The sequence below is a fragment of the Streptomyces sp. NPDC037410 genome (assembly GCF_055602235.1).
The window spans coordinates 214,528-237,077 of sequence record NZ_JBVJWR010000012.1 but is presented as its reverse complement, the minus strand read 5'-3'; the positions used below and the strand labels follow the sequence as shown (position 1 = coordinate 237,077).

Below are 22,550 nucleotides of genomic sequence, written 5' to 3'. Positions count from 1 at the left end.
AATTTGCCTCAGAGGCACGAACCTGGCGGAATGGACGCATGGACCACGTCCCCGGGGACACCTCCCCGGACCCCGCCCTCACCGCCGTCCTGCCGGACGTCGCCCCGCAGCTGCGGGCCCTGCGCCGCCGCCGGGGGCTCACCCTGGAGGCCGCCGCCCAGCGGGCCGGTCTCTCTCCGGCCCACCTCTCGCGCCTGGAGACGGGGAACCGGCAGCCCTCGCTGCCGATGCTGCTGGCCCTGTCCCGTATCTACGGTACGACGGTCTCCGAGCTCCTGGGCGAGACGCCCCCCGAGCGCGACCCCGTCGTCCGGGCCGACCGCTCCGAGCCCGTCGAGGCCGACGGCTGGATCTACCGCCAGGCGGGCGGCGCCGGTCGCGCCCTCCAGTGCCTGCGGGTGCACGTGCCCTACGCCACCCGGGCCGACATCGTGCGGGTCCACCCCGGCGAGGAGTGGATCCACGTCCTGGAGGGCCGGGTCCGGCTCGCGCTCGGCGACGCCGTCCATGTCCTCGATCCCGGGGACAGCGCGCACTTCGACTCGCTGACCCCGCACCGGATCGGCGCCGCCACGTCCGGCGGGGCCGAGCTGCTCTTCGTCCACACGCTGATGCAGAGCCCCGCCGCCGACCTGTGCCTCGGCGACGGGACCCCGCATCGGCGCTGACGTCCAGAAAGGACCGACATGTCCGAGAAGTCAGTACGACCGGTCACCGGCGAGGAGCGCGGTGAAGGCAAGTTCCCCAAGGGGCTCGTGCTCCGTCTCTTCGCCTATCTGATCGCGGGCCACCTCTTCGCCGGCTTCCTCTACCTGCTCTTCACGCTCGGCGCGCAGGGCCAGTAGGGCGTACGGGGGCAGGCGTCACGCCTCCGTGAGCAGGCGCTCCCGCAGCCGCTCGCGGGTCTCCGGGGCCAGCTTCAGGCCCTCCGCGAAGTAGGCGTCCACCGAGCCCCAGGTCGTCTCGATCGTCTCGAACGCGGCCCGCAGATACTCCACCCGCGCGTCGAACAGCGGGCTCAGCAGCTCCATCACCTCGGGCGACATCGCGTCCGGGGAGGTGGAGCTGCGGCGCACCTTGTAGCGGCGGTGCGGGGCGTTCGACTTCACGTAGTCGGCCTCGATCGCCTCCCGCTCGACCCCGACCGCGAGCAGGGTGATCGCGATGGCGACCCCGGCCCGGTCCTTGCCGGCCGCGCAGTGCAGGAGGGCCGGGACACTCTCCTCCGCCATGGCGTGCAGGAGCCGGCTGTGCTCCTCGGTCCGCTCCAGCACGTTCTTCCGGTACGAGCGGGACATCCGGGCGGCCGCCTTGCCGTCGCCGAGGACCTCGCGCAGCTGCGCGATCTCGCCGTCGCGCACCAGCTTCCAGAACTCCTTGCCGTCGGCAGGGTCGTTGAGGGGTATGTTCACGTTCTGCACGCCGGGCAGCTCGACGTCGGGGCCCTCGATCCTCCGGTCCGACTCGTTGCGGAAGTCGAAGACGGTGTGCAGGCCGAGCGAGGCGAGGAAGGCGGCGTCGTCCTCCGTCGCGTGGGCGAGGTGGCCGCTGCGGAAGAGGCGCCCGGGGCGGACGGCGCGCCCGTCCGTCGTCGGCAGGCCGCCCACGTCCCGGAAGTTGCGGACCTCCGCCAGCTCGGGCTCGTCGGATTCGGCGGGCGGGACCTGCGGCAGCTGCTGGGTCACGGCTGCTCCTGTTCTGTAGATCGGTTCCTGTGTCCGGTGGATCGGTTCCTGGGGCAATCATCTCGGGTGGGGGCCCGGAGGCGCACCCCCTCGGACGGGAATGGGCGATCTGTCCGTATTGAGAGCTAAGAGGTAACCCGCCCTGGTTGCAGGGGAGATGAGGATTCGCGCGTGAGCAGCGTCATAACCGTGACGGACCGTGCCTGATCGTCTTTTCCAAATACCCCCCGGGAAAAGGAGATCGAGGGGCCGCCGTCGACGGAGGGTGACCGGAATTCCGCCCGGAAATCAAGAAATCCCGGAGTGCGTGAAAACCGTGGCTTGTTCACGCCGACCCCACTCGTCTAGCGTCGCGCTCACTCCGGACGGACCGCCGAATCCTGCCACCGACCGGAATCCGCACTCACCGGTAGAAGGCAGGAGCGGGGGAACCAGGTAAGTCGCCGATCCCTCGAAAGGACGGCTCGGGGTGAAGTCGCGTACTGCACGCGGCCGGACATCTCCAGTCCGAACCCGACAGCTCACCTCGCAGGCGCCGGAGAGGAATTCGCCATGCCCGCGAAGGGTAAGCACCGCCGCACCAAGTCCAACCGCCTGACCCGTGGCCTCGCCGCCGCCGGCACCGGCGGCGCCGTCGTCGCCCTCCCGCTCCTCGGAGCCACCGGCGCCCACGCCGCCACCCCGGCCGCCGCTCCCGCGCAGGCCGTCGCCCAGGTGAAGGCCGCCGCCGTCGAGGCCGCGCCCGCCACCGCGAAGGCCGCGCCGAAGACGTACTCCGTCGTCCGCGGCGACTACCTGTCGAAGATCGCCGCCGAGCACCACCTGGCGGGCGGCTGGCAGAAGCTCTACAAGGACAACCGCCAGGTCGTCGGCGGGAACCCCTCGCTGATCCTGCCCGGCATGAAGCTCACCCTCGGTGCGAAGAGCACCGCCGGGGCCGCGCACCACGACTGGCAGTCCTCCGGCAAGAACGGCGACACCCAGCGCGCCTCGCGCAGCAGCGAGCGCACCTCGGCCCCGGCCGCCCCCGCGCCCGCCGCGCCGTCCGCCGCGCCGTCCTCGTCGGCCGCGCCGAGCTCCTCCGGCTGGGTCGCCCCGATCGCCGGTGCCGGCATGTCGACCCCGTACCACCAGGCCGGCTCCATGTGGTCCTCCGGCTACCACACCGGTGTCGACTTCATCGCCTCCACCGGCACCCCCGTCCACGCGGTCGGCCCCGGCACCGTCTACTCCGCCGGCGACGGCGGCGCGTACGGCAACCAGGTCGTCATCCAGCACGCCGACGGCACCTTCTCGCAGTACGCCCACCTGTCCTCGATCTCCGTCTCCGCCGGCCAGGCCGTCACCGGCGGCCAGGAGATCGGCCTCTCCGGCGCGACCGGCAACGTGACCGGCCCGCACCTGCACTTCGAGATGCGCACCGGGCCGGAGTACGGCTCCGACATCGACCCGCTGGCGGCCCTGCGCCAGCACGGCGTGAGCATCTGACGACACGTCACCCCCCGGATGCCCGGCACACCCGTGCCGGGCATCCGGCGTATTCCGGTTTGGCGGAATCTTTATCGGTGGCATATGTCACCCTGCGTCAACCCTTCCTTACGGTCGCGTAGGTCCCATCCCAAAGGGAAGGATGTGCTCCCGTGGCAGACGATTCGAGATCAACAGACAAGAACGCATTCGGGTCGTACGCGGCGATCGGTGACAGCTTCACCGAGGGCGTCGGAGACCCCGGGCCCGACGGGACGTACGTCGGCTGGGCGGACCGCTTCGCGGTGCTGCTCGCCGACCAGCTGCCGGAGCACGACGGCTTCCGGTACGCCAATCTCGCCGTACGGGGGCGCCTTCTCGACCAGATCGTGGCGGAACAGGTCCCGCGGGCGAAGGAACTCGCCCCCGACCTGGTGACCTTCTGCGCGGGCGGCAACGACATCATCCGCCCCGGGACGGACCCCGACGACGTGGCCGAGCGCTTCGAGCGCGCCGTCGCCGACCTGAGCTCCGCCGTCGGCACCGTCATGGTGACCACCGGCTTCGACACCCGCGACGTGACCCTGCTCAAGCACCTGCGCGGCAAGATCGCCACGTACAACGGGCACGTCCGGGCCATCGCGGACCGCTACGGCTGCCCGGTCCTCGACCTGTGGTCGCTGAAGTCCGTCCAGGACCGGCGCGCCTGGGACGACGACCGGCTGCACCTCTCGCCCGAGGGACACACCCGCGTCGCCCTGCGCGCCGCCCAGGTCCTCGGCATGCCCGTGCCCGCCGACCCGGACCAGCCCTGGCCGCCGGTCCCGCCGCGCGGCACCCTCGAGGTCCGCAAGGACGACATCCACTGGGCCAGGGAGTACCTGGTGCCGTGGATCGGGCGCCGGCTCCGCGGCGAGAGCTCGGGCGACCACGTCGAGGCGAAGCGCCCCGACCTCATGCCCCTGTAGTCGGCGGTGCGGCGGCGGGGATCCGCTCCAGGACCCCACCGGCGAACACGTCGTACAGCGGCAGCGTCTCCAGGTGGACGTAGCCGATGTGGCAGTCGCAGACGGCGAGGGGGCAGGCGCGGGGCCGCAGTGCGGCGCGGTACGAGCCGTCGTACAGGTTCCCGAGCTCGGCCTTGACGAAGTGGCAGCGCCGCACCGTCCCCTCGCCGTCCACCGAGACCACCGACGCGCCGGTGCGGCAGGGCAGCCCCGCCGAGCGGTGCGGATGCCGGCTGTACGGGAAGAGCGGATCGAGCTCCGTCCAGCCCTCGGCCTCCGCGTCGGTGTACGTGCGGCCCTCCGCGGCGTTCACCCAGAGGTAGACGTGCGGCGGCAGCGCGGCCCGCAGCCGGGCGGCGTCCTCCCGGTGCTCGGGCAGGCCGACCACCCCGACGCTGAAACGGATCCCCCGACCGGCCAGCTCGTGGGCCTTCGCGAGGAAGCGCTCGTACGGAGTCTGCCCCGGGTGGTACGTGCACCAGAGGGCCACGCTGTCGGGGTCCGCCTCCGCCAGCCACTCCGTGCGGCAGCTCAGATTCGTCTGGATCGCCACCCGCTCCACGTGCGGCAGCCGGGACAGCTCCACCAGCGCCCGCCGGTACCAGGAGCGCACGAGCCCCTCGCCCCACGGGGTGAAAAGGATCCGCAACCGGTCCCCGGTCTGCCCGGCGGCCCAGCCGGTGAACCGTTCGAGCGCCGCCCGGTCCGCGCGCAGCTGCTCCCGGCTGTCCCGGCGCTTGGCGAAGGGGCAGTACGGGCAGTCGAAGTCGCAGGAGGACAGCGGGCCCCGGTACAGCAGGGTGAGATCCACGGCCGCCGCCTACTTCGCCTCGTACGCGGCCATCGCGGCCCGCACGGCGGGGGAGAAGAGCTCGGGCCCGAGCCCGTCGGAGTGGGCGAGCCCCTCGGGCGACAGCCGCAGCAGCCCCGCCGGGGCGTCCGCGATCCAGCCGTACTCCTCGAAACGGGCGAGCTCCGGGCCGAAGTCCGCGAACGGCGACGACCCGAACCGCTCCTCGTACCCGGCGACCGGCATGCCCTCGGCCTGGAGCAGCGACTGGAGGAGATGACGGCGACGCGCCTCGTCCCCGTCCACCGCCCGGCCCACCTCGGCACGGGAGAAGTCCTCGGTCTCCGTGTACGCGTCGATGATCGAGCGGATCTCCCGCATGTCGACGGCGTAGTCGAAGGAGTAGTGCAGGTCAGAGGTGTACGAGCGGGCACCGCAGCCCAGGCCGATCATGCCGTCCGTCTGGCAGGCGTAGTCGTCCGGACCGGCCGGACCCGCGTCCGCCCGGCGGAACATCCGCATCGACACCTGCTCGTAGCCGTGCGCGAGGAGATGGTCCCGGCCGTACCGGTACAGCCGCAGCCGCCGCTCGTCCCACTCCCGGTCGGCGGCCACCGGGTCCTGGATCCGGCCCAGACCGGTCAGCGGGCGCACGTACAGCGGATAGAGGTACAGCTCCTCCGGCCGCCACGCCAGGGCCGCGTCGAGCGAGAACCGCCAGGACCGCTCCGTCTGCCCGTCGATGCCGTAGATCAGGTCGATGTTCAGCACGGGCACGCCCGTGTCCCGGATCCGGCCGAGCGCCGCCTCGACGTCCGCGCGGCGCTGCGGCCGGACCGCCGCCCGCGCCTCGGCCTCCACGAAGCTCTGCACGCCGATGCTGAGCCGCGTCGCGCCCCGGTCCGCGAGGACAGCGAGCCGGTCGGCGGTCGCGGTCGCCGGCGAGGTCTCCACGGAGAGCGGCACGGCCCGCAGGTCCGCGCCCATCCGCTTCTCGGCGATGTCGCAGAGCCGCTCCAGCTCGGCGGCGGTGAGGAAGGTGGGCGTGCCCCCGCCGAACGCGGCCGTGGCGAACCGCACCGGCGACGCGTCCCCGAGGGCCTCGCGGACGGCGACGGCCTGACGGTCGACCGCGTCGAGGTAGCGGGTGGTCAGCTCGTCCGGCGCGCCGATCCTGGTGAACAGGTTGCAGAAGCCGCAGCGGACCTCGCAGAACGGTATGTGCGCGTACAGGGAGAGCGCGTCCTTCGGCTCGTCCGCCCAGAGGGCGGCGAGCCCAGGGCGCTCCGCGAGCGCCCGGTAGGCCGTCTTGTGCGGGTAGGCGTAGACGTAACTGCGGTACGGGCGGGGGGTGTCGCTCATGCCGCCACCCCGCCCTCGGGCCCGGCCAGGACGAACTGCGCGTACGGCACGGTCCACACCACCTCGTGGCCCAGCCGGTGCCCGGTGAAACCGTCCTCCCCGTACGCCGTGCCGTGGTCGGAGCAGACGATCGCGAAGCACGGGCGGCGGCTGCTCATCGCGGCGAACAGCCGCCCGATGTGTCGGTCGACGTACTCCAGGGCGGCCGCGTGCGTCTCCCGGGAGTCCCCGGCCTCGCGGGTCGCGCCCGGCAGGTGGAACCAGTTGGGCTGGTGCAGCGCGGACACGTTGACGAAGAGGAAGAGCCGCTCCTCACGCGGGAGCCCGGCGACGACCTCCTCCGCGCAGGCCACCTGGGACTCGAAGGAGGTCGGCGAGGCGACGCCGAAGGACGGCTCCCAGTGGCTCTCCCGGAACAGCCCGGGGAGCACGGAGCCCAGGGGCGGCTGCTTGTTGAAGAAGCCCACCCCGCCGACGCACACCGTCCGGTAGCCCTCGTCCGCGAGCGCCGACACGAAGTCCGGGGTGTCGTGGACCCAGGTGTCGCCGGCCGTCGACTCGCTGCCCGCGAAACGGGCCGCGAACAGCCGTGGGTGGGGGCCCCGGGCCGCGGGGGTCGGCAGGAAACCGGCGAAGATCGCCTGGTGGGAGGCGTACGTGAAGCTCCCGGGCGCGTGCCGCCGCTCCCAGACGCCACTGGGGAGATGGCGGGCCAGGTTCGGGATGCGGCCCTCGGCCGCGAGCTCGGCCGCCACGTCGTACCGGAGGGTGTCGAGGGTGACCAGAAGCAGATCGTGGCTGCCGACGATCGCGTTCATGTCGGGTCGGTTCACGTCGGAGGGGTTCACGTGGTGCTCGTTCCTGTGGTGCTCGGATCTGTGGTGCTTGTTCCGGTGGTGCTTGGCCCTGCGGCGCTGGTTCGTGCGGTACTGCTTCGCGCGGCGCTTGTCTCGTACGGGTGCGGGAACTGCGCCGCGACCTGGGCCGCGTACGTGTCGCGTCCCTCGGCGCCGCTGCCGGGCAGGCCCGTGAGACCGGGCAGCAGGTCGCCGAAGGCGTTCACCTCGCCCACGGCGAAGCGGCGCCAGCCGCTCGCGGGCAGCAGGTCGACGCCCACGCACCCGGTGCCCGGGAAGGCGGCGGCGGCCCGCTCGCACACCGACAGCGCGTCCGCCCACCGGCCACCGGCCGCGGCGATCGCCGCCCGCGCCGCGTCGAGATCGCCCCGGGCGCCGCCCAGGTGCAGATTGGTCATGGGGGAGCGGCTGGTGCGGAGCACGGCGTGCGTGGCCCGCCCGTCGATCACCACCACCCGCAGATCGGCCGCCCGGCCGTCCTGCGTGGCCTTCGGCAGCCAGCGCTCGACGTGCAGGCCGTCGGGGGCGAGGGCGTCCACGATCGCGGCGACCTCGTGCTCGCTCGTATAGCGGCGGACGCGCAGGGAGTTGAAGAGCCGTCCGCCGGCCCCGCGTTCCACCGAGGTGGTGGCCTGGACCCGGCCCGCGCCGTTCGTCTCCAGGGCGAGCACCCCCGACGCGGAGGAGCCGTGCGCGAGCTTCACGAACACCCGGCGCATGCCGGCCCCGGCCGTCAGCGCCCGGACGTCCGCCCAGCCGCGCACCGGTGGCGCCCCGGGCCCCGAGGTCGGCGATTCGGGCACCGGCACTCCGGCCGCCCTCAGCCGGCCGTGGCTCAGCCTCTTGTCGAACAAGATCGCGAGCTCGGCGGGGTCGTCGACGAGGACGGCACCCGCCTCCGCCACGGAGCGGGCGAGGTCCGCCACGGCGGCGGTGAACCGCCCGTACCAGCGGCCGGTGCCCTCGACCCGGGCCGGATCGTCGACCCCGCGCAGCAGCCGGTCGGCCTCCGGATCCTCGCCGGGAGAATCGAGCCGCACGGTCTCGTCCCCGGCGAACCACGCCCGGCCCCCGAGCACGTCCAGCCAGGACACCGCCCGCGCCTCGGGCAGCCCGGCGAGCCGCAGCGCGTCCTGGAAGAACGCGACGCGGCGGCCCGCCGGATCGCCGACGACCACGAGGCGCGGGCCGGAGGTCATTCGGCGACCGCGACGTAGCGCCAGACGTCCCCGTCGCCGTCGTCCTCGCCCACCTGCGCGTCACTGAGGTCGACGGTCACGCCGTGCGGGACGAGCGCGGCGCGGACCCGCTCGCACAGGGCCTCCGACAGGTAGTGGTGGGAGAGGTCGAGGTGGGTGAGATGGGTCAGCGGCTGCCCGTCGAGGAGCGCTGCCGCGCCCTCGTCGGTCAGCACGCCCATGGACAGGTCGAGCCGCTCCAGGCGTGCGACGACGGGCGCGCCCGCGACGGCGGCGGCCACGGCGTCCTGGATCACGCTGTCGCACAGGCCCAGGCGGCGCAGGGCGGGGAACGCCGTGCCGGCGAGGAGCGGCGCCAGGTCCTCGGGGGTGCTGTCGCCGCCGTACTCGTCGGTGCCGAGCCAGAGTTCCAGCTCCCGCAGGGCGGGCAGATCGCTGCCCGCGATCCCGCGCACCACCTCGGCGGGCAGGCCGCCGGTCTCCACGACCAGCGTCTCCAGACCGCTGTGCCGGACGGAGGGGAAGGCCAGCTGCGAACCACCGCGCACCCCGAACTCCCTCAGGGCCGGGTAGGCGGCGAGGAGCGGCGTCACGTCGGACTGGATGATCCACGAGATCTCGCAGTCCTCGCCGGTCATGTCCCCGAGGAACACCGCCTCCAGGGCCGTGAGACGGTCGTTGGCGCCGATCAGCGCGGTGACGATGTCGGCGGAGGAGTTCTCGTACGCCTCGTCCCAGCCGCCGACGACGAGCGCGCGCACCCGGCGCGTGTCGACCGACTTCAGGAAGCGCTCGAACCGCTGCTCCCACAGCTCGTCACCGGGATCGGAGTACGTCGGGGCGGAGATCCGCCAGGCGACCGTGTCCGTCGCCGGCAGCTCGACCCGCGCGTCCGCGTCCGGGAAGTCGAACACGGGCAGTCCGCGGAGTTCCTGCAGGTGGGTGCCAACGGTCATGGCGGTGCTCCAGACAACGTTCGGGGCGGGCCGGCTGATGGAGAGAGTTCTACCAAGCGGCACCGACAACGCCCCTCGCCGGGTTGTCCCCGGACGGATTGTCAGTGCCGGGCTCTAGCGTCGTTCTCACGTTCGGCAGCACGTGCCGGACGGGGAGGGGAGAGCCATGTACCGGCAGGGAGACGTGCTGATCGTGCCCATCGCGGAGTCGGCCGTTCCGGAGCGGGTGAAGGAGGCGGCGGGGGAGCCGAGGGACGGCCGGGGCCGCCTGGTCCTCGCCCTCGGCGAGGTCACCGGACACGCCCACGCGATCCCCGGCCCCGGCCGGCTCGTCCGGGAGCCGGGACCGCTGGGCCCGCTCCTGCTCGCACTGCCCGAGGGCGGACGGGTCGTGCACGAGGAGCACGCGCCGATACCCCTCCCGAAGGGCTGGTACCGGGTGGTGCGCCAGCGGGAGTACGTGCCCGGCGCGTACCGGATCGTCGCGGACTGACGTCCGCCGGAGAGGAGCGAAGGACATGGGGGAGAAAGAGATGGACCGCGTCACCGCGGCGGACAGCTGGCGGGCCGTCGGCGCCGCCACCGGGCCCGCCGACCGCGCCGCCGCCGAGGCCGGCCTCCGGCTCGCCTACCGCTCGGCGGGCCTCGCCGAGCCGCAGCGCGTCCTCTGGGCCGACTCGCCGCTCGCGGCCGTCACGCTCCTGTGGGGCCTCGCGGACCCGGGCCGTTCGGTACGGGACGAGGTGCGCACCCGGCCGTGGGCCGAGGAGCGCCGCCGCCTCCACGACGCGCTCGGACCGGCCGGCTGGGCAGCCCACTGGCAGGCGACCGGCGCCCCGCTCTGGGACCTGACGCGGAGCCTCGCGGACCGGATACGGGCCGGGGTCACGGAAGCGGCGGACGCCGACGCGGCCGACGTGCGGCTCCTGCTGCTCGACGCCGTGCTCGGCCAGCACGACGCCGCCTGGCTCGCCGCCTTCGAAGGACAGGGCGTACGGCTCGCGGGCCTCGCCACCGTCGCCGAGCACGCCGGCTGGTGGTGGCCGTACGAGAACGCCGTCGTGATCTGCGAGCGACCCATGGAACTCCACCGGGACGAGGCCGGGCGCCTCGACCGGGGCGACGGCCCCGCGCTCGCCTACCGCGACGGGTTCGCCCTGCACGCCTGGCGGGGCATGCCGGTCTCCGCCGAGTTCCTCGCCGGCCTCACGGGCCTCACCCCCGAGCGGATACGCGACGAGGAGAACGCCGAACTGCGGCGCGTGATGCTGGAGTACTACGGCTACGACCGCTACCTCGCCGCCTCCGGGGCCCGGCACGAGCACAGCGACGAGACGGGCGTCCTGTGGCGGATCGAACTCGCCGACGACGAGGACGTCGTGATGGTCGAGGTCGTCAACTCCACGCCCGAGCCGGACGGCACCCACCGCACGTACTGGCTGCGGGTGCCGCCCGCGACCCGGACCGCGCGGGAGGGCGTCGCCTGGACCTTCGGGCTCCGGCCCGAGGCGTACGAGCCCCTCGTCCAGACCTGAGCCGCGCCCGTGACCGGGTGCGATTGGTGCGGAGAGGTGAAGGGAGCCGCCGGTCAGGAGTGGCGCGCGGGACGCGGCGGCGCCGGGTGCTGGGATGTGCCCGCCGGAGCCCCGGCCCCCACCCCAGGAAGGACCGCCTGTGACGATCCGCCGGCCCAGCGCCGCCCGTACCGCCCGTCTGCTCGCCGCCACCGCCGTACTCGGCGGCCTCCTCGCCGGCACCACGGCCCCCGCCCTGGCCGCCGCGCCCGGTCGGACCGCCCTCCGCGCCGCCGGGGAGACCGCGCCGGCCACGGTCACCGTCACGGGCAACGGGCGCGCGTCCGCCGCGCCCGACCTGGCGATCCTGTCCGCCGGGGTCGAGGCCACCCGCCCGACCGCGAAGGAGGCGATGGCGGTGCAGTCCACCGCGGCCGAGACGCTGCTCGACGTGCTGCACAAGCAGGGGATCGCCGACCGGGACATCCGCACCGACAGCCTCTCGCTCGCCCCCGTCTACACCCAGAACAAGGACGGGGAGAGCAAGGTCACCGGCTACCAGGCGGGCCAGTCGTTCTCCGTGAAGGTCCGCGACCTGGACAGGACCGGCCAGGTCATCGGAGCCGTCAACGACTCCAGCGGGGAGGCGGGCCGGATCAACGGCGTCGTCTTCGACGTCGCCGACCCCTCGGCGCTGCGCGCGAAGGCCCGCGAGGCCGCGTACAAGGACGCCTACGACAAGGCCTCGCAGCACGCCCAGCTCAGCGGCCACCGGCTCGGCCGGCTCGTCTCCCTGAGCGAGGGCGAGTCCGTGCGCCCCGGCCCCGGAGCGTCCCCCGCCGCCTCCACGGAGGAACCGGGCGTCCCGCTGGCACCGGGCGAGATCGAGGAGCAGGTGACGGTCTCGGCGGTCTACGAGCTGGTCTGAGGGAGCCCGAGGGGCACCGAAGGCTCCGGCGTGCGACCGGCCCGGCACCATCCGTAGCGCCCCGGGATCACCGGCAGCCGCTCGTCCACCAGCCCGTGCGCCCAGGCGTACGGGCTGGCGGCGTCCGTCACCGCCCGGTCGAGCGTCCCGCCGACGCGCGCCCGTACCGGACGCCCGCCCGGTACGGGCGGCCCGCCCCGGACCGTTCCGGCGCGGGCCGCCCATAATGGAACGACCCCCAGAGATCAGGAGGTCCTGTGACCGGAACCGGCTCCGACCGTTCGCCGCGGGCGCGGCTGCGCGCCCTGCGCCCCGAAGCTTTCGGCGCGGACCCCACGGGCGCCCGTCTCGCCCGGATCCGCCGCTCGCCGAATTTCGCGGACGGGATCTTCCAGAACCCCGAACCGGCGCGACGCGGCCCCTCCGGGTCCAGCCTCGAGTTCGCCAAGATCTACTTCGAGAAGGAGGGACGCGCGCGCCGAGCCCCCACCGGCACGATCCCCGTCCACCCCACCACCCTTGCCGACCTGGCCAAACCCCCGGCCACCGGTCTTCGCCTGACCTGGATGGGGCACTCCGGCGTCCTCGCCGAGATCGACGGCCACCGGGTCCTCTTCGACCCGGTCTGGGGCGACCGCTGCTCCCCGTTCCCCTTCGCCGGCCCCAAGCGCCTCCACCCGGTGCCCGTACCGCTCGCCGCGCTCGGCCCGGTCGACGTGGTCGTGATCTCGCACGACCACTACGACCACCTCGACCTGCCGACGATCAAGGCCCTGGCCGGCACCGACACGGTCTTCGCGGTGCCGCTCGGCGTCGGCGCGCACCTGGAGCGCTGGGGCGTGGCGGCCTCCCGCCTGCGCGAGCTGGACTGGAACGAGTCCACCGAGGTCGGCGAGCTGCGGCTGACGGCCACCCCGGCCCGGCACTTCTGCGGCCGGGGCCTGCGGAACACCCAGCACACGCTCTGGGCGTCCTGGGTGGTGCGGGGGCCCGCCCACCGGATCTTCCACAGCGGCGACACGGGCTACTTCTCCGGCTTCAAGGACATCGGCGCCGCCCACGGCCCCTTCGACGCCACCATGATCCAGATCGGCGCCTACTCGGAGTTCTGGACCGACATCCACATGACCCCCGCCGAGGGGATGCGCGCTCACCTGGACCTCCAGGGCGGCGGTCCCGCCGGCGTCCTGCTGCCGATCCACTGGGGAACCTTCAACCTCGCCCCGCACCCGTGGGCGGAGCCGGGCGAGTGGACGAAGGACGCGGCCGAGGAGGCCGGCCAGGCGGTGGCGTTCCCACGACCGGGCGAGCCGTTCGAGCCCGGGGGGAAGCTGCCCGGGGAGTCGTGGTGGCGGGAGGTCTCCCACCCGATCGAGCGCCCGTGGCACCGCTCCCGGAGCGTCGAGGTTCCGGCCGAGGAGACGCGCAGCGGTGATCTCGACCTCGCGGGCGAGCTGTGATGTCGGCCGGGGAGGATCTCGCCGAGGTGGTGCGGATGCTGGGGCGTCTCCCGGCTGAAGGCCGTGACCGTGTGCTCAACCCATTGGACGGGGCGCCCCGCGAAGAGCCTTCAGCCGTCGCTGAGCAGTTCAGGCCGCTGCCGGCTGCGAGGGGATCGTCGCGGGTTGTGGTCCGGACACGCATCGTGGACGGCTGGACTGCGGCTCTGAGCATGGACTTGGCCGCGCGCTGATTTCGGTGCGCTACCGGCGGGACCTGGCTCACCCGGCAACTGTCCGGGCGTGAGTCAGGCCCGTCCGCGACCGTGAGGTGGTGGCGGAGCTCGTCGGCCACTTGTGCGGCGTCGCCGTTGGCAGGCAGGCGCCAGTCCGTCTCGATTTCCCGTCCCACGGCCGGCTCGCTGCCGAAGCGGACGAGGTCGGGGGCGGGCAGGTAGGTGTCCCGCAGCCAGAGGAGGAACGAGGCTGCCTCGGCCGCTGTGGTGTCGGTCAGTATCAAGCATCAGAAAGGCCCCCTCGTGCGGTTCGTCCTCGACCCGCCCCGCGGCGTGGCTCCCGTCCGGCTGGGCGTGACGCTCGACGAAACGGTCGCCGCGGTGTCGGCCTGGGGCGCCTCGCGCGTGTATCCGGCCGACGCGGTGCGCGACTTCGACCTGGTGTCCACCGAGTACGACGGCATCGGCTTCCAGGCAGCCCTTGAACGCGACCACCAGGTCACCGCCGTCACCATCTGGGGACCCGACGAGGACGAGGACCCCGGCGTCCAGGTCCTGCTGGACGGCCTTGACGTCTTCCGCACCCCCGCTGACGAGATCCTCGCCCACGCCGCCCGGAAGGGCTGGCGCGTCAACGATGACGACCCACGGGCCCCGTACATTCCCGGGGTCACTCTGGCCTTCACCCGGGACACCTCCCAGGAGGTACCGCGGGACGGAAACGGTATGCCGATCCACTTCACTTCGGTGCTCGTGGCCGACGAGTCGAGATCGGGAGCAGTGACCGAGGTCGGGTAGTGGCATCACTCGCCGGTGCCGAGGCGGACCTTCGTGCGCTGACTGGCCGTCCATGTGGCGCCGCCCACGTGGCGGGGCCGCTGCGTCTTCCGGATGCGGCAAGGGTCTGTGTGTCCTGATCTCGGGTGAGATGTCTTGCGTGACCAGGCTGTTGGCGGCGCGGCCCCGGCGCCGAGGCCTGGGCGGTGTGCACTCGCACACACGTGAACCCCCTAACCTGGTGCCCGCCATGTGGCCGATTTCGAACAGTGCGACGAACGGGATGTGACAGGTGACGGGGGCGAACGGCGCGGATCTGGTCGGCGAGGTTCTGGGCGGGCGGTACCGCGTGACCGCGACCATCGGCCGCGGTGGCATGGGCGTGGTCGCCCGGGCGGTGGACCAGCTGCTGAACCGCGAGGTCGCCGTCAAGGTCCTGCGGGCCTACACGGACGCCGCCCCGGCCGAACTGGCCGATCTGCGGGTCCGGATGCAGAGGGAGGCGCAGGCCGCCGCCCGTATCCGGCACAGCGGCGTGGTCACCGTCCACGACGTGGTCGAGGAGCGGGGGCTTCCGGTCATCGTCATGGAGCTGGTCGACGGGCCCTCCCTCGACGACGTCCTGACGGAACGCGGCTCACTCGACCCGCGCGAAGCGGCCGCGATCGGCGCCAAGCTGATGGACGCGCTCGACGCGGCACACCGGGCCGGGGTCCTGCACCGGGACGTCAAGCCCGGCAACGTACTCCTGGAGCGCGGAGGCCGGGTCGTGCTCACCGACTTCGGCATCGCCAGCATGGACACCTCCGGCGACGAGGCCCTGGCCAAGCTGACCCAGAGCGGTCAGATCGTCGGCTCGCTCGACTATCTGCCGCCGGAGCGCGCACAGGGCCAGGTCCCGGGCGCCGCATCCGACATCTGGGCGCTCGGCATGACGCTGTACGCGGCGGTGGAGGGCGCTTTCCCCTTCCGCCGCACGTCGGTGTGGTCCACCCTCGCGGCCATCGTCGGCGAACCGCTGCCGGAGCCCCGGAGCGCCGGACCGCTCACCCCGGTGCTGCGGGCGCTGATGGCCAAGGACCCGCTGCAGCGGCCCGATGCCGCGCAGGCGCGCGAGATGCTGGAGGCGGTCGCCGGCGGCAGGACCGTGGACCTCACGGCCGCACCGACGCCCCAGCCCGCCACTCAGCCGGGCTTCGGCCCCGCCGTAGCCGAGCAGCCTTTCCAGCCTCTCGCTCAGTCGGCCTTCGGCCCCGCCGTCGCCGAGCAGTCTTCCCAGCTCCACGCGCAGCCGGGCTTCGGCCCCGCGTTCGCCGAGCAGTCTTCCCAGCCCCTCGCGCAGCCGGGTTTCGGCCCCGCCGTCGCCGTGCCGCCCTCCCAGCCCCACGCTCAGCCGGGCTTCGAAGCCGCCGCGGCCGCGCCGCTCCCGCCGGCCGGCGCGTTCGCCGCCCCTCCGGCTCAGGGAGCCCCGCAGCCGCACATGACGCCCGGCACGCCGGCCGGCGGCCACGACAGCCGTGCCGAGACCCGTGCCACGGCGGTCCAGGCCCGGCGCCGTCGCAGCCGCACCATCGTCGCGGTGGCGGCCGCCACCGTTCTCACCTGCGGCGGAGTCGCGTACGCGCTGATGAACGCGCGGGACGGCGAGGGCGGCGGCGCGTCGAACACGGCGCTTCCCACGCCGAGCACCTCCACCGACCATGACGTGCCGGGCGCGGGCCCGACGGCCGGCGGCCCGACCGCCCCGGGGGACCTGACCTCCAGCAACCCCGGCGAGCTGTCCACCACCCCGGGCGAGACGCCGTCAGGCACCCCCTCGACGAAGGCCGAGGACCCGGAGACGAGTCCCACGTCGGCGCCCGGCGCCGGAGGCGACAAGCCGACCGGGAAGCCGTCGGCCTCCCCGAAGCCGACGTCCAGCGCCACGGTGAAGGAACCTACCCCGGTGTCCACGGCGTGCACCGGGTGGGCGCACCAGAACCGCAGCGACGGCGCCGGCCGCGCGGCCCAGAACACCCACCTCTACACGGGGCCATACGCGAAGTGCTCCTACGTGACCGCGATCAGCTCCGGCACGAAGGTCTACTACCACTGCTACGTCACCAACGCAGAGGCCCACAAGTGGATCTACGCCCGCATCGCGGGCACGGAGACCGAAGGCTGGATCTTCGGCGACAAGTCCACCCTGGACAGCGGCACACTCGCCCGCTGTCAGGGCTGAGCCGCAACGCGCCGCGGGCGCCCCGCAGATGACCGGCGGCCTTCCGCTCTCACCGACCGTCACCGCGCGCCGGGATCCGGCCCCCCGGGGCCGTCGTGGATCCGGGACCCGTGTGGCGGTGGGGGTGTCCGGCGGGGACGCCGGGGCGGGGGCCGGCGGAGATCGTTCCGGCCACTGAGGGGTGCGGCGGGTGCGGGGAGCCGTAGCTTCTGCGAGGGATTCCGGTTAGGGGACGATTTCCGCAGATTGAGGGGGTGTGGGGGCACTCCGCCCTCTTCCGTTCCCGCTCGCCGGAGCCCCCGTCAGGGCCCGATGTCGACTTTCGGCCGATCATTCTCGGCCTGTCACCCTGGGGGTGATACCAGACCGGGCCGGTCTACCGGTAAGTTTGTCAACTGCGCACCGCACATGAACGGTTGACGACTACAGTGTGTGGCTGATGATCATCGGTAGGCTCGTCGAACGTCTGTAGAACACCTCCCCCGTAGACCCCCTGCAGAACACCCCCGCAGTACGCCGAATCCTGGGCACGTACCAAGGACACTCATGTCTCAACTTCGCGCACCCGCCTCGCGGCCCGACCGACGCGAGGGCGGGCGGCACGGCCGGCCAGGCGCCCGCTCCGCCACCGGTACCCACAGCAACCCCCCGGCGCAGACCCCCGCACCGCTTCCCGCCGAAGCCCGCATACGCCCCCAACTCCTGCGTACCTCCGTGCTTCCCGCCGTCGCGGTGGCCCTCGGCGGCGCGGCCGCCGTCATCTTCACCATCCGTTCCACGGGAGCGAGCCCGAGCGCCGGCCTCTGGGCCGCGCTCACCGGCGCCGCCGCCCTGACCGTCGCCTCCGTGACCGCCGCCGCGCTCGGCGCGGACCGGGCCGCCAAGGCCGTCCTCGACCGCTGCAACTCCCTGCGCCGCACCAGCGCCCGCGGCCAGAGCGAACTCCGGGCGGTCGTCGAGCAGCTGCGCAGGGGAGAAGGCCCCCCGCCCCGGCCCGAGCAGCCGGCCACGCCCGTATCGGGCGACGAATTCGATCTGCTCTCGCACGAGTTGACGCGCTCTCACGAGGCCGCCGTGGCCGCCGTCGTACAGGCGTCCCGGCTCTCCAGCAGCGTCGGAAACGAACAGAAGGTCGAGGTCTTCGTCAACCTCGCCCGGCGCCTGCAGTCCCTGGTCCACCGCGAGATCCAGCTCCTCGACGAGCTGGAGAACGAGGTCGAGGACCCGGAGCTGCTCAAGGGCCTGTTCCACGTCGACCACCTGGCCACCCGCATCCGCCGCCACGCCGAGAACCTCGCCGTGCTCGGCGGCGCCATCTCCCGCCGCCAGTGGTCGAACCCGGTCACCATGACCGAGGTGCTGCGTTCCTCCATCGCCGAGGTCGAGCAGTACCCGCGCGTGAAGCTCGTACCCCCGATCGACGGCACGCTCCGGGGCCATGCCGTGGCCGACGTCATCCACCTCCTCGCCGAACTCGTCGAGAACGCGACGCTGTTCTCCGCGCCGAACACCACCGTGCTGCTGCGCGCCCAGTACGTCACGGCGGGCCTCGCGATCGAGGTCGAGGACCGGGGCCTCGGCATGCCCGTCACCGAGCAGAAAAAGATGAACGCCCTGCTCGCCGACCCCGACCAGGTCAACGTCGCGCACCTGCTCCAGGACGGCCGCATCGGACTCTTCGTCGTCTCGGCGCTCGCCCGCCGGCACGGCATCGCGGTGCGCCTCCAGTCCAACATCTACGGCGGTGTCCAGGCCGTCCTCGTCCTCCCGCAGGGCCTCCTCGGCTCCGACCCCGAGGGCCTCGCCCAGCACGAGCGCCAGACCGCCGCGACCGCCGGCTCCGCGGCGATCCCGCCCGGCCAGGTGCAGATGCAGCCGCAGGCCACGACTGAGGCCGCCGCCCCGACGACGGCCCCGGCCCCGGCCTCCGCGCCGGGCCACGCCCCGGTCCAGGCTCCGGCCTCCGTGCCCGGTCAGGCGCCCGCCCCCGTCGCGGCGCAGGTCGCGAGCCACACGCCGGCGCATGGCACGGACCAGGCATCGGCTTACGGCACCGGCCACGCACCGGCTCACGGCACCGGCCAGGCGCCGGCGCACAGCGCGGTTCACGCACCGGCGTACGGCACCGGCCACGGCTCCGGCCGCGCCCAGGTTCCCGCGCCGGCCGGCACCGCTCCCGTACCGCAGTCCGTACCCTCGCCCTCCCCGGAGCGGGCCGCCGCCCGTCACGAGGAGGCCCCCGTGCCCGGCTCCCACCCGTACCTCCGTACGAACGAGGGGCCGAGCGGATACGGGGACTCCGGTCCCGCCCCCGCGATACCGGCCCAGGCGTCCGGCGCCGGCCACGCCGGCCCGCCGGACCACCTGCTCTCGCCGCTCCCCCCGGCCCCCCGTGCCGAGGACGGCGGCAGGCCCCTGCTCCCCAAGAGGCGCGCACAGGAGCACATCGTCCCGCAGCTGAGGGACGAGCCCGTGGCCCGCAAGACGGAGGAGCACGCCCTGCACGACCCGGGTCTGATGGCCGCGTTCCAGCGCGGCATCGGCCTCGCCGAATCCCAGCCCGCCCCCCACGAATCGCTGCGTCTTGGCGACGCGCACAAGGAGTAGATCACCATGGCGAGCAATGCGCCCACCGGCCATTCCTCGGATCTCGACTGGCTGCTCAGCGGGCTGGTCCAGCGGGTCCCGTACACCCGCAACGCCGTCCTGCTCTCCTCCGACGGCCTCGTGAAATCCGTGCACGGTCTCGACCCCGACGCCGCCGACCACATGGCGGCCCTCGCCTCCGGGCTCTACTCGCTCGGTCGCAGCGCGGGCGCCCGGTTCGGCGACGGCGGCGAGGTCCGCCAGGTGGTCGTGGAGCTCGACTCCACCCTCCTGTTCGTCTCCACCGCCGGCTCCGGCACGTGCCTGGCCGTCCTCGCCGGGCGCGAGGCGGACGCCGCCGTCCTCGGCTACGAGATGGCGATGCTCGTCAAGAGCGTCCGGCCGTACCTGGTCACCCCCGCCCGCCAGGCCGCGGGCGCGGTGGGCGGGCGCGGGCAGTAGACGTGACGTCGCATCAGGAAGGACCCTGGCTCGACGACGCGGCCGGGCGGCTGATCCGCCCGTACACCGTGAGCGGCGGCCGGACCAAGCCGACCACCGCCCTGGACCTGCTGTCCCTGGTGATGGCGACCGGCTCGATGCCGCAGGCGCACATGGGTCCCGAGCACAGCCTGGCCCTCGGGCTGTGCGACGGGCCCACCTCGGTGGCCGAGATCGCGGCGCACTTAAGGCTGCCGGCCGTCGTCACCAAGGTCCTGCTCTCCGACCTCGTGGACTGCGGGGCGCTCACCGCCCGGGCGCCCCGCTTCCACGCCAACCCAACCGACCGTTCCTTGCTGGAGGCAGTGCTCGATGGCCTACGACAACGGCTCTGAGCGCCACGACAGTTTCGCGGCCGACCCCTTCCCCACCGCGCTCAAGATCCTGGTGGCGGGCGGATTCGGCGTCGGCAAGACGACCCTCGTGGGCGCGGTCAGCGAGATCGAACCCCTGAGCACCGAGGAACTGCTCACCTCGGTCAGCGCGGCCACCGACAGCCTGGAGGGCGTGGAGTCGAAGACCACGACCACCGTCGCGATGGATTTCGGCCGGATCACGCTCGACGACCGCCACGTCCTGTACCTCTTCGGCACCCCGGGCCAGGAGCGCTTCTGGTTCATGTGGGACGAGCTCTCCGAGGGCGCGCTGGGAGCGGTCGTCCTGGCCGACACCCGCAGGCTCCAGGAGTGCTTCTCCGCCGTGGACTTCTTCGAGCGGCGGGGCATCCAGTTCATCGTGGCGGTCAACGAGTTCGACGGCGCCTACCGCTACGAACCCGACGAGGTACGGGCCGCCCTCGACCTCAAGCCGGAGGTGCCGGTCGTCACCTGCGACGCCCGGATCTCCAGCTCCGGCATCCGCACCCTGCTGACCCTCGTCCAGCATCTGCTCACCACCATCCCGGACACCGTGCCGAGCTACGGAGCCACGCCATGACCTACGACCCGACCGGTCACCTCCTGCTGACCCCCATCGACAAGGAGGCGCCCGCCCGCGTGCAGCGGCTGCGCGAACTCGGTCTCGGGGAGCGACCGGACCCGGCGTTCGACGACTTCGCCCACCGGCTCGCCGAGGTGACCGGCGCCCCGTTCTCGATGGTGAACTTCATCGACGAGAACCGGCAGTTCTTCGCGGGGCTGCACACCCCCGAGGGCACCCACTCGGGCAGCGACCTGGGCGCGGCCGCCGCGGGCGGCGGCGTCGGCCGGTTCATGGCGCGTGACCACGGCTACTGCCCGCACGTGGTGGTGCGGCGCAAGGCGCTCGTCCTGGAGGACGTCTGCGACTACCCGCGCTTCGCGGGGAACCCGGTCGTGGACGAGATCGGCATCCGCTCCTACATGGGGGCGCCGCTGATCGACCGTACCGGCGTCGCGCTCGGCACCATCTGCGTGGTCGACACCGACGTACGGCCGTGGGGCCGTGCCGGCCTGGAGACGATCAAGGCGATGGCGGCGGAGCTCATGGAGCAGATCCACCGCCGCGAGGACGGCGTGTTCTGACCGTCACCGTCCGACGACAGCCGGGAGCCCCGGTACGGCAGCGGCCGTACCGGGGCTCCCGGCCCGTGGGGGTGGGGGATCAGGCGAGCACCGGCTCCAGGTCCGGGGTGCGGACCAGCTCGGACAGCCGCTCCGACCAGCTGCCCTTGTCCTGACCGAGGGCGACCTCGGCCAGCCGCAGGAGCTGGATGTCGGAGGTGCCGGCGGGGGCGAAGATGTGGTGCGCGTCCCGGAGGTACCGCTCGATGGCCCGGTCCGTGTAGAGGCCGGCGGCGGCGTGGATCTCCATGGCGTTGCGGCCGGAGTCGATCGCCGACTCGACGTTGACGAGCTTGGCGTTCATCAGCTCGGTGTCGCAGGAGAGACCCTGGTCGAGCAGGTGCACGGCGTGGTACGCGGCCAGCCGGGCGGTCATCAGCCGGGACTGCATCTGCCCCAGCTTCAGCTTCACCGTGGGCAGGTCGTGGAGCGGCTTTCCGTAGCGGATGCGCTCGGAGGCGAAGCGCGTGGTCTCCTCCAGGATCGCCTGGTGGATGCCGAGGGAGACGGCGGTGAGGTTGGCCCGTCCGTACAGCACGCTGGAGGAGTACGCGACGGCGAGGCCGTCGCCCTCGTCGCCGAGCCGGTTCGCGGCCGGCACCCGGCAGTTCTCGAAGATCAGCTCACCGAAGCTGAAACCGTGCAGGCCCATCGCGGGCTGCTGCGGACCGGTCCGGAACCCCGGGCGATCGGCTTCGACCAGGAAGGCGGTGAGTCCCTTCGATCCGGGACCGGTCCTGACCACGACACCGTGCAGATCGCCCACGTGGCTGTTGCCGACGTAGACCTTCTGGCCGTTGAGGATGTAGTCGTCGCCGTCCCGGACCGCGTTCGCCTGCATGCCGAGGACGTGCCCGCCGGACTCGTACTCGGTGACCGCGATGGTCGGCAGGCACGCGCCGGCGGCGACCTCCGGGAGCCAGGTCTTGCGCTGCTCGTCGCTGCCGAAGTGGACGATCTTGGCGGTGCCGAGCTGGGAGGCCTGGACCATGGCGCCCATGGCGCCGCTGACCCGGGAGAGCTCCTCGATGATGATCGTCTTGGCCAGATGGCCGGCGCCCATGCCGCCGTACTCCTGGCTGATAGTCGCACCCAGCCAGCCCTGCTCGGCGATCTTGCGGGACAGCTCGTGGTGGACGGTCCGGGACGCCTCCATCTCGGCTATCCGGGGCCGAACCTCACGCTCCGCGAAGTCACGGACCGTCGCCCTGAGCTCACGATGCAGTCGACTGCTGAAATAGCTGTCCATCCGGTCCATCCGAGTCCTCACCTGCGAAACGCCTGCTCGGCGAGTTGTCCGAGCAGGTGGAGCATCGGCAGTGGTCCCGTCCCGAACAGGCCGACCCCATTCATGGTGTTGATCTTTCCGGAACCGATCAATATCGCCACAGACTTTGTCCGAAACAGGAGCGGTTGACGATCGAGTCTGACTGTGTTTCGCATGGTCTTGGCGTTCTCGACCAAGTCCGGAGCCCCGTCCTCAG

At 72.9% G+C, this 22,550-nt stretch carries 22 protein-coding genes and 1 riboswitch; of the genes, 15 read left to right on the top strand and 7 right to left on the bottom strand.

Going from position 1 to position 22,550, the window contains the following annotated elements; all coding sequences use genetic code 11:
• Positions 1–38: 38 nt before the first annotated feature.
• Both ACZ7HT_RS21785 and ACZ7HT_RS21780 read left to right on the top strand, forming a co-directional pair.
• A complete protein-coding gene (locus tag ACZ7HT_RS21785; RefSeq protein ID WP_471168225.1) occupies positions 39–668 on the top strand; it encodes a helix-turn-helix domain-containing protein in 630 nt (209 codons plus the stop codon).
• 18 nt (positions 669–686) lie between these two features.
• Positions 687–845 carry a DUF6126 family protein gene (locus tag ACZ7HT_RS21780; RefSeq protein WP_352026619.1) on the top strand — a complete coding sequence of 53 codons (159 nt, stop codon included), beginning with the start codon at positions 687–689 and terminating at the stop codon, positions 843–845.
• A gap of 18 nt (positions 846–863) precedes the next feature.
• Here ACZ7HT_RS21780 and ACZ7HT_RS21775 read toward each other — a convergent pair whose 3' ends face one another.
• Positions 864–1,685, bottom strand: coding sequence for a tyrosine-protein phosphatase (locus tag ACZ7HT_RS21775; RefSeq protein ID WP_471168222.1), 822 nt, complete (start codon positions 1,683–1,685; stop codon positions 864–866).
• Positions 1,686–2,079: 394 nt separating this feature from the next.
• Positions 2,080–2,235, top strand: a riboswitch (cyclic di-AMP (ydaO/yuaA leader).
• 2 nt (positions 2,236–2,237) lie between these two features.
• Here ACZ7HT_RS21775 and ACZ7HT_RS21770 point away from each other — a divergent pair.
• Together ACZ7HT_RS21770 and ACZ7HT_RS21765 are read left to right on the top strand one after the other, a co-directional pair.
• Positions 2,238–3,173 (top strand): M23 family metallopeptidase, encoded by a 936-nt coding sequence (locus ACZ7HT_RS21770; protein WP_471168219.1) that lies wholly within the window; start codon positions 2,238–2,240, stop codon positions 3,171–3,173.
• Between the two features lie 152 nt (positions 3,174–3,325).
• Positions 3,326–4,120: an SGNH/GDSL hydrolase family protein gene (locus ACZ7HT_RS21765; protein ID WP_471168216.1), complete on the top strand. Its 795-nt coding sequence runs from the start codon at positions 3,326–3,328 to the stop codon at positions 4,118–4,120.
• Here the strand turns inward: ACZ7HT_RS21765 and ACZ7HT_RS21760 are convergent.
• The 5 genes from ACZ7HT_RS21760 to ACZ7HT_RS21740 are packed head-to-tail and all read right to left on the bottom strand — an operon-like array spanning position 4,107 to position 9,323.
• Positions 4,107–4,970, bottom strand: coding sequence for an STM4011 family radical SAM protein (locus ACZ7HT_RS21760; protein ID WP_471168213.1), 864 nt, complete (start codon positions 4,968–4,970; stop codon positions 4,107–4,109). The two genes, ACZ7HT_RS21765 and ACZ7HT_RS21760, sit on opposite strands and share 14 nt — an antisense overlap.
• 9 nt (positions 4,971–4,979) lie before the next feature.
• Complete coding sequence (locus ACZ7HT_RS21755) at positions 4,980–6,311, bottom strand: STM4012 family radical SAM protein (protein WP_471168211.1); 1,332 nt, start codon at positions 6,309–6,311, stop codon at positions 4,980–4,982.
• Positions 6,308–7,129 carry an STM4013/SEN3800 family hydrolase gene (locus ACZ7HT_RS21750; protein WP_471168314.1) on the bottom strand — a complete coding sequence of 274 codons (822 nt, stop codon included), beginning with the start codon at positions 7,127–7,129 and terminating at the stop codon, positions 6,308–6,310. The genes ACZ7HT_RS21755 and ACZ7HT_RS21750 overlap by 4 nt, the downstream gene beginning before the upstream one ends.
• A gap of 26 nt (positions 7,130–7,155) precedes the next feature.
• The gene (locus ACZ7HT_RS21745) at positions 7,156–8,367 is read right to left on the bottom strand and encodes an STM4014 family protein (RefSeq protein ID WP_471168208.1); all 1,212 of its coding nucleotides are present in this window, start codon (positions 8,365–8,367) and stop codon (positions 7,156–7,158) included.
• Positions 8,364–9,323: an STM4015 family protein gene (locus ACZ7HT_RS21740; protein WP_471168206.1), complete on the bottom strand. Its 960-nt coding sequence runs from the start codon at positions 9,321–9,323 to the stop codon at positions 8,364–8,366. Before ACZ7HT_RS21740 ends, ACZ7HT_RS21745 begins: the two co-directional genes overlap by 4 nt.
• A 166-nt stretch (positions 9,324–9,489) precedes the next feature.
• On the opposite strand from ACZ7HT_RS21740, the gene ACZ7HT_RS21735 reads away from it, so the two are divergent.
• The 11 genes from ACZ7HT_RS21735 (at position 9,490) to ACZ7HT_RS21685 (ending at position 21,027) form a co-directional block, all read left to right on the top strand.
• Positions 9,490–9,816: a hypothetical protein gene (locus ACZ7HT_RS21735; RefSeq protein ID WP_471168203.1), complete on the top strand. Its 327-nt coding sequence runs from the start codon at positions 9,490–9,492 to the stop codon at positions 9,814–9,816.
• A gap of 25 nt (positions 9,817–9,841) precedes the next feature.
• Complete coding sequence (locus ACZ7HT_RS21730; RefSeq protein ID WP_471168201.1) at positions 9,842–10,858, top strand: DUF6745 domain-containing protein; 1,017 nt, start codon at positions 9,842–9,844, stop codon at positions 10,856–10,858.
• A 139-nt stretch (positions 10,859–10,997) separates the two neighbouring features.
• Positions 10,998–11,765, top strand: a complete 768-nt coding sequence (locus ACZ7HT_RS21725) for an SIMPL domain-containing protein (protein WP_471168199.1) — start codon at positions 10,998–11,000, stop codon at positions 11,763–11,765.
• 257 nt (positions 11,766–12,022) lie between these two features.
• Complete coding sequence (locus ACZ7HT_RS21720; RefSeq protein ID WP_471168197.1) at positions 12,023–13,225, top strand: MBL fold metallo-hydrolase; 1,203 nt, start codon at positions 12,023–12,025, stop codon at positions 13,223–13,225.
• A 518-nt stretch (positions 13,226–13,743) separates the two neighbouring features.
• A complete protein-coding gene (locus ACZ7HT_RS21715; RefSeq protein ID WP_471168195.1) occupies positions 13,744–14,238 on the top strand; it encodes a hypothetical protein in 495 nt (164 codons plus the stop codon).
• Positions 14,239–14,593: 355 nt separating this feature from the next.
• Positions 14,594–16,438 carry a serine/threonine-protein kinase gene (locus ACZ7HT_RS21710; RefSeq protein ID WP_471168312.1) on the top strand — a complete coding sequence of 615 codons (1,845 nt, stop codon included), beginning with the start codon at positions 14,594–14,596 and terminating at the stop codon, positions 16,436–16,438.
• Positions 16,439–16,984: 546 nt separating this feature from the next.
• Positions 16,985–19,045, top strand: coding sequence for a sensor histidine kinase (locus ACZ7HT_RS21705; protein WP_471168193.1), 2,061 nt, complete (start codon positions 16,985–16,987; stop codon positions 19,043–19,045).
• A 6-nt stretch (positions 19,046–19,051) separates the two neighbouring features.
• Complete coding sequence (locus ACZ7HT_RS21700) at positions 19,052–19,486, top strand: roadblock/LC7 domain-containing protein (protein WP_116157900.1); 435 nt, start codon at positions 19,052–19,054, stop codon at positions 19,484–19,486.
• 2 nt (positions 19,487–19,488) lie between these two features.
• Positions 19,489–19,860, top strand: a complete 372-nt coding sequence (locus ACZ7HT_RS21695) for a DUF742 domain-containing protein (protein ID WP_041132186.1) — start codon at positions 19,489–19,491, stop codon at positions 19,858–19,860.
• On the top strand, positions 19,838–20,461 hold the full coding sequence (locus ACZ7HT_RS21690) for a GTP-binding protein (protein WP_471168190.1): 624 nt from the start codon (positions 19,838–19,840) through the stop codon (positions 20,459–20,461). Before ACZ7HT_RS21695 ends, ACZ7HT_RS21690 begins: the two co-directional genes overlap by 23 nt.
• Complete coding sequence (locus tag ACZ7HT_RS21685; protein ID WP_359519990.1) at positions 20,458–21,027, top strand: GAF domain-containing protein; 570 nt, start codon at positions 20,458–20,460, stop codon at positions 21,025–21,027. Before ACZ7HT_RS21690 ends, ACZ7HT_RS21685 begins: the two co-directional genes overlap by 4 nt.
• A gap of 79 nt (positions 21,028–21,106) precedes the next feature.
• Here the strand turns inward: ACZ7HT_RS21685 and ACZ7HT_RS21680 are convergent, their stop codons facing one another.
• Entirely contained in the window at positions 21,107–22,315 is a 1,209-nt protein-coding gene (locus ACZ7HT_RS21680; protein WP_471168187.1) for an acyl-CoA dehydrogenase family protein, read from the bottom strand.
• Positions 22,316–22,550 lie beyond the last annotated feature (235 nt).

Excerpts from the sequence above, each read along its gene's own strand:
- ACZ7HT_RS21785 (WP_471168225.1), top strand. The coding sequence starts at position 39 with ATGGACCACGTCCCCGGGGACACCTCCCCGGACCCCGCCCTCACCGCC.
- ACZ7HT_RS21780 (WP_352026619.1), top strand. The coding sequence starts at position 687 with ATGTCCGAGAAGTCAGTACGACCGGTCACCGGCGAGGAGCGCGGTGAA.
- ACZ7HT_RS21770 (WP_471168219.1), top strand. The coding sequence starts at position 2,238 with ATGCCCGCGAAGGGTAAGCACCGCCGCACCAAGTCCAACCGCCTGACC.
- ACZ7HT_RS21755 (WP_471168211.1), bottom strand. The coding sequence starts at position 6,311 with ATGAGCGACACCCCCCGCCCGTACCGCAGTTACGTCTACGCCTACCCG.
- ACZ7HT_RS21750 (WP_471168314.1), bottom strand. The coding sequence starts at position 7,129 with ATGAACGCGATCGTCGGCAGCCACGATCTGCTTCTGGTCACCCTCGAC.
- ACZ7HT_RS21745 (WP_471168208.1), bottom strand. The coding sequence starts at position 8,367 with ATGACCTCCGGCCCGCGCCTCGTGGTCGTCGGCGATCCGGCGGGCCGC.
- ACZ7HT_RS21740 (WP_471168206.1), bottom strand. The coding sequence starts at position 9,323 with ATGACCGTTGGCACCCACCTGCAGGAACTCCGCGGACTGCCCGTGTTC.
- ACZ7HT_RS21735 (WP_471168203.1), top strand. The coding sequence starts at position 9,490 with ATGTACCGGCAGGGAGACGTGCTGATCGTGCCCATCGCGGAGTCGGCC.
- ACZ7HT_RS21730 (WP_471168201.1), top strand. The coding sequence starts at position 9,842 with ATGGGGGAGAAAGAGATGGACCGCGTCACCGCGGCGGACAGCTGGCGG.
- ACZ7HT_RS21710 (WP_471168312.1), top strand. The coding sequence starts at position 14,594 with ATGGGCGTGGTCGCCCGGGCGGTGGACCAGCTGCTGAACCGCGAGGTC.
- ACZ7HT_RS21705 (WP_471168193.1), top strand. The coding sequence starts at position 16,985 with ATGTCTCAACTTCGCGCACCCGCCTCGCGGCCCGACCGACGCGAGGGC.
- ACZ7HT_RS21700 (WP_116157900.1), top strand. The coding sequence starts at position 19,052 with ATGGCGAGCAATGCGCCCACCGGCCATTCCTCGGATCTCGACTGGCTG.
- ACZ7HT_RS21690 (WP_471168190.1), top strand. The coding sequence starts at position 19,838 with ATGGCCTACGACAACGGCTCTGAGCGCCACGACAGTTTCGCGGCCGAC.
- ACZ7HT_RS21685 (WP_359519990.1), top strand. The coding sequence starts at position 20,458 with ATGACCTACGACCCGACCGGTCACCTCCTGCTGACCCCCATCGACAAG.
- ACZ7HT_RS21680 (WP_471168187.1), bottom strand. The coding sequence starts at position 22,315 with ATGGACAGCTATTTCAGCAGTCGACTGCATCGTGAGCTCAGGGCGACG.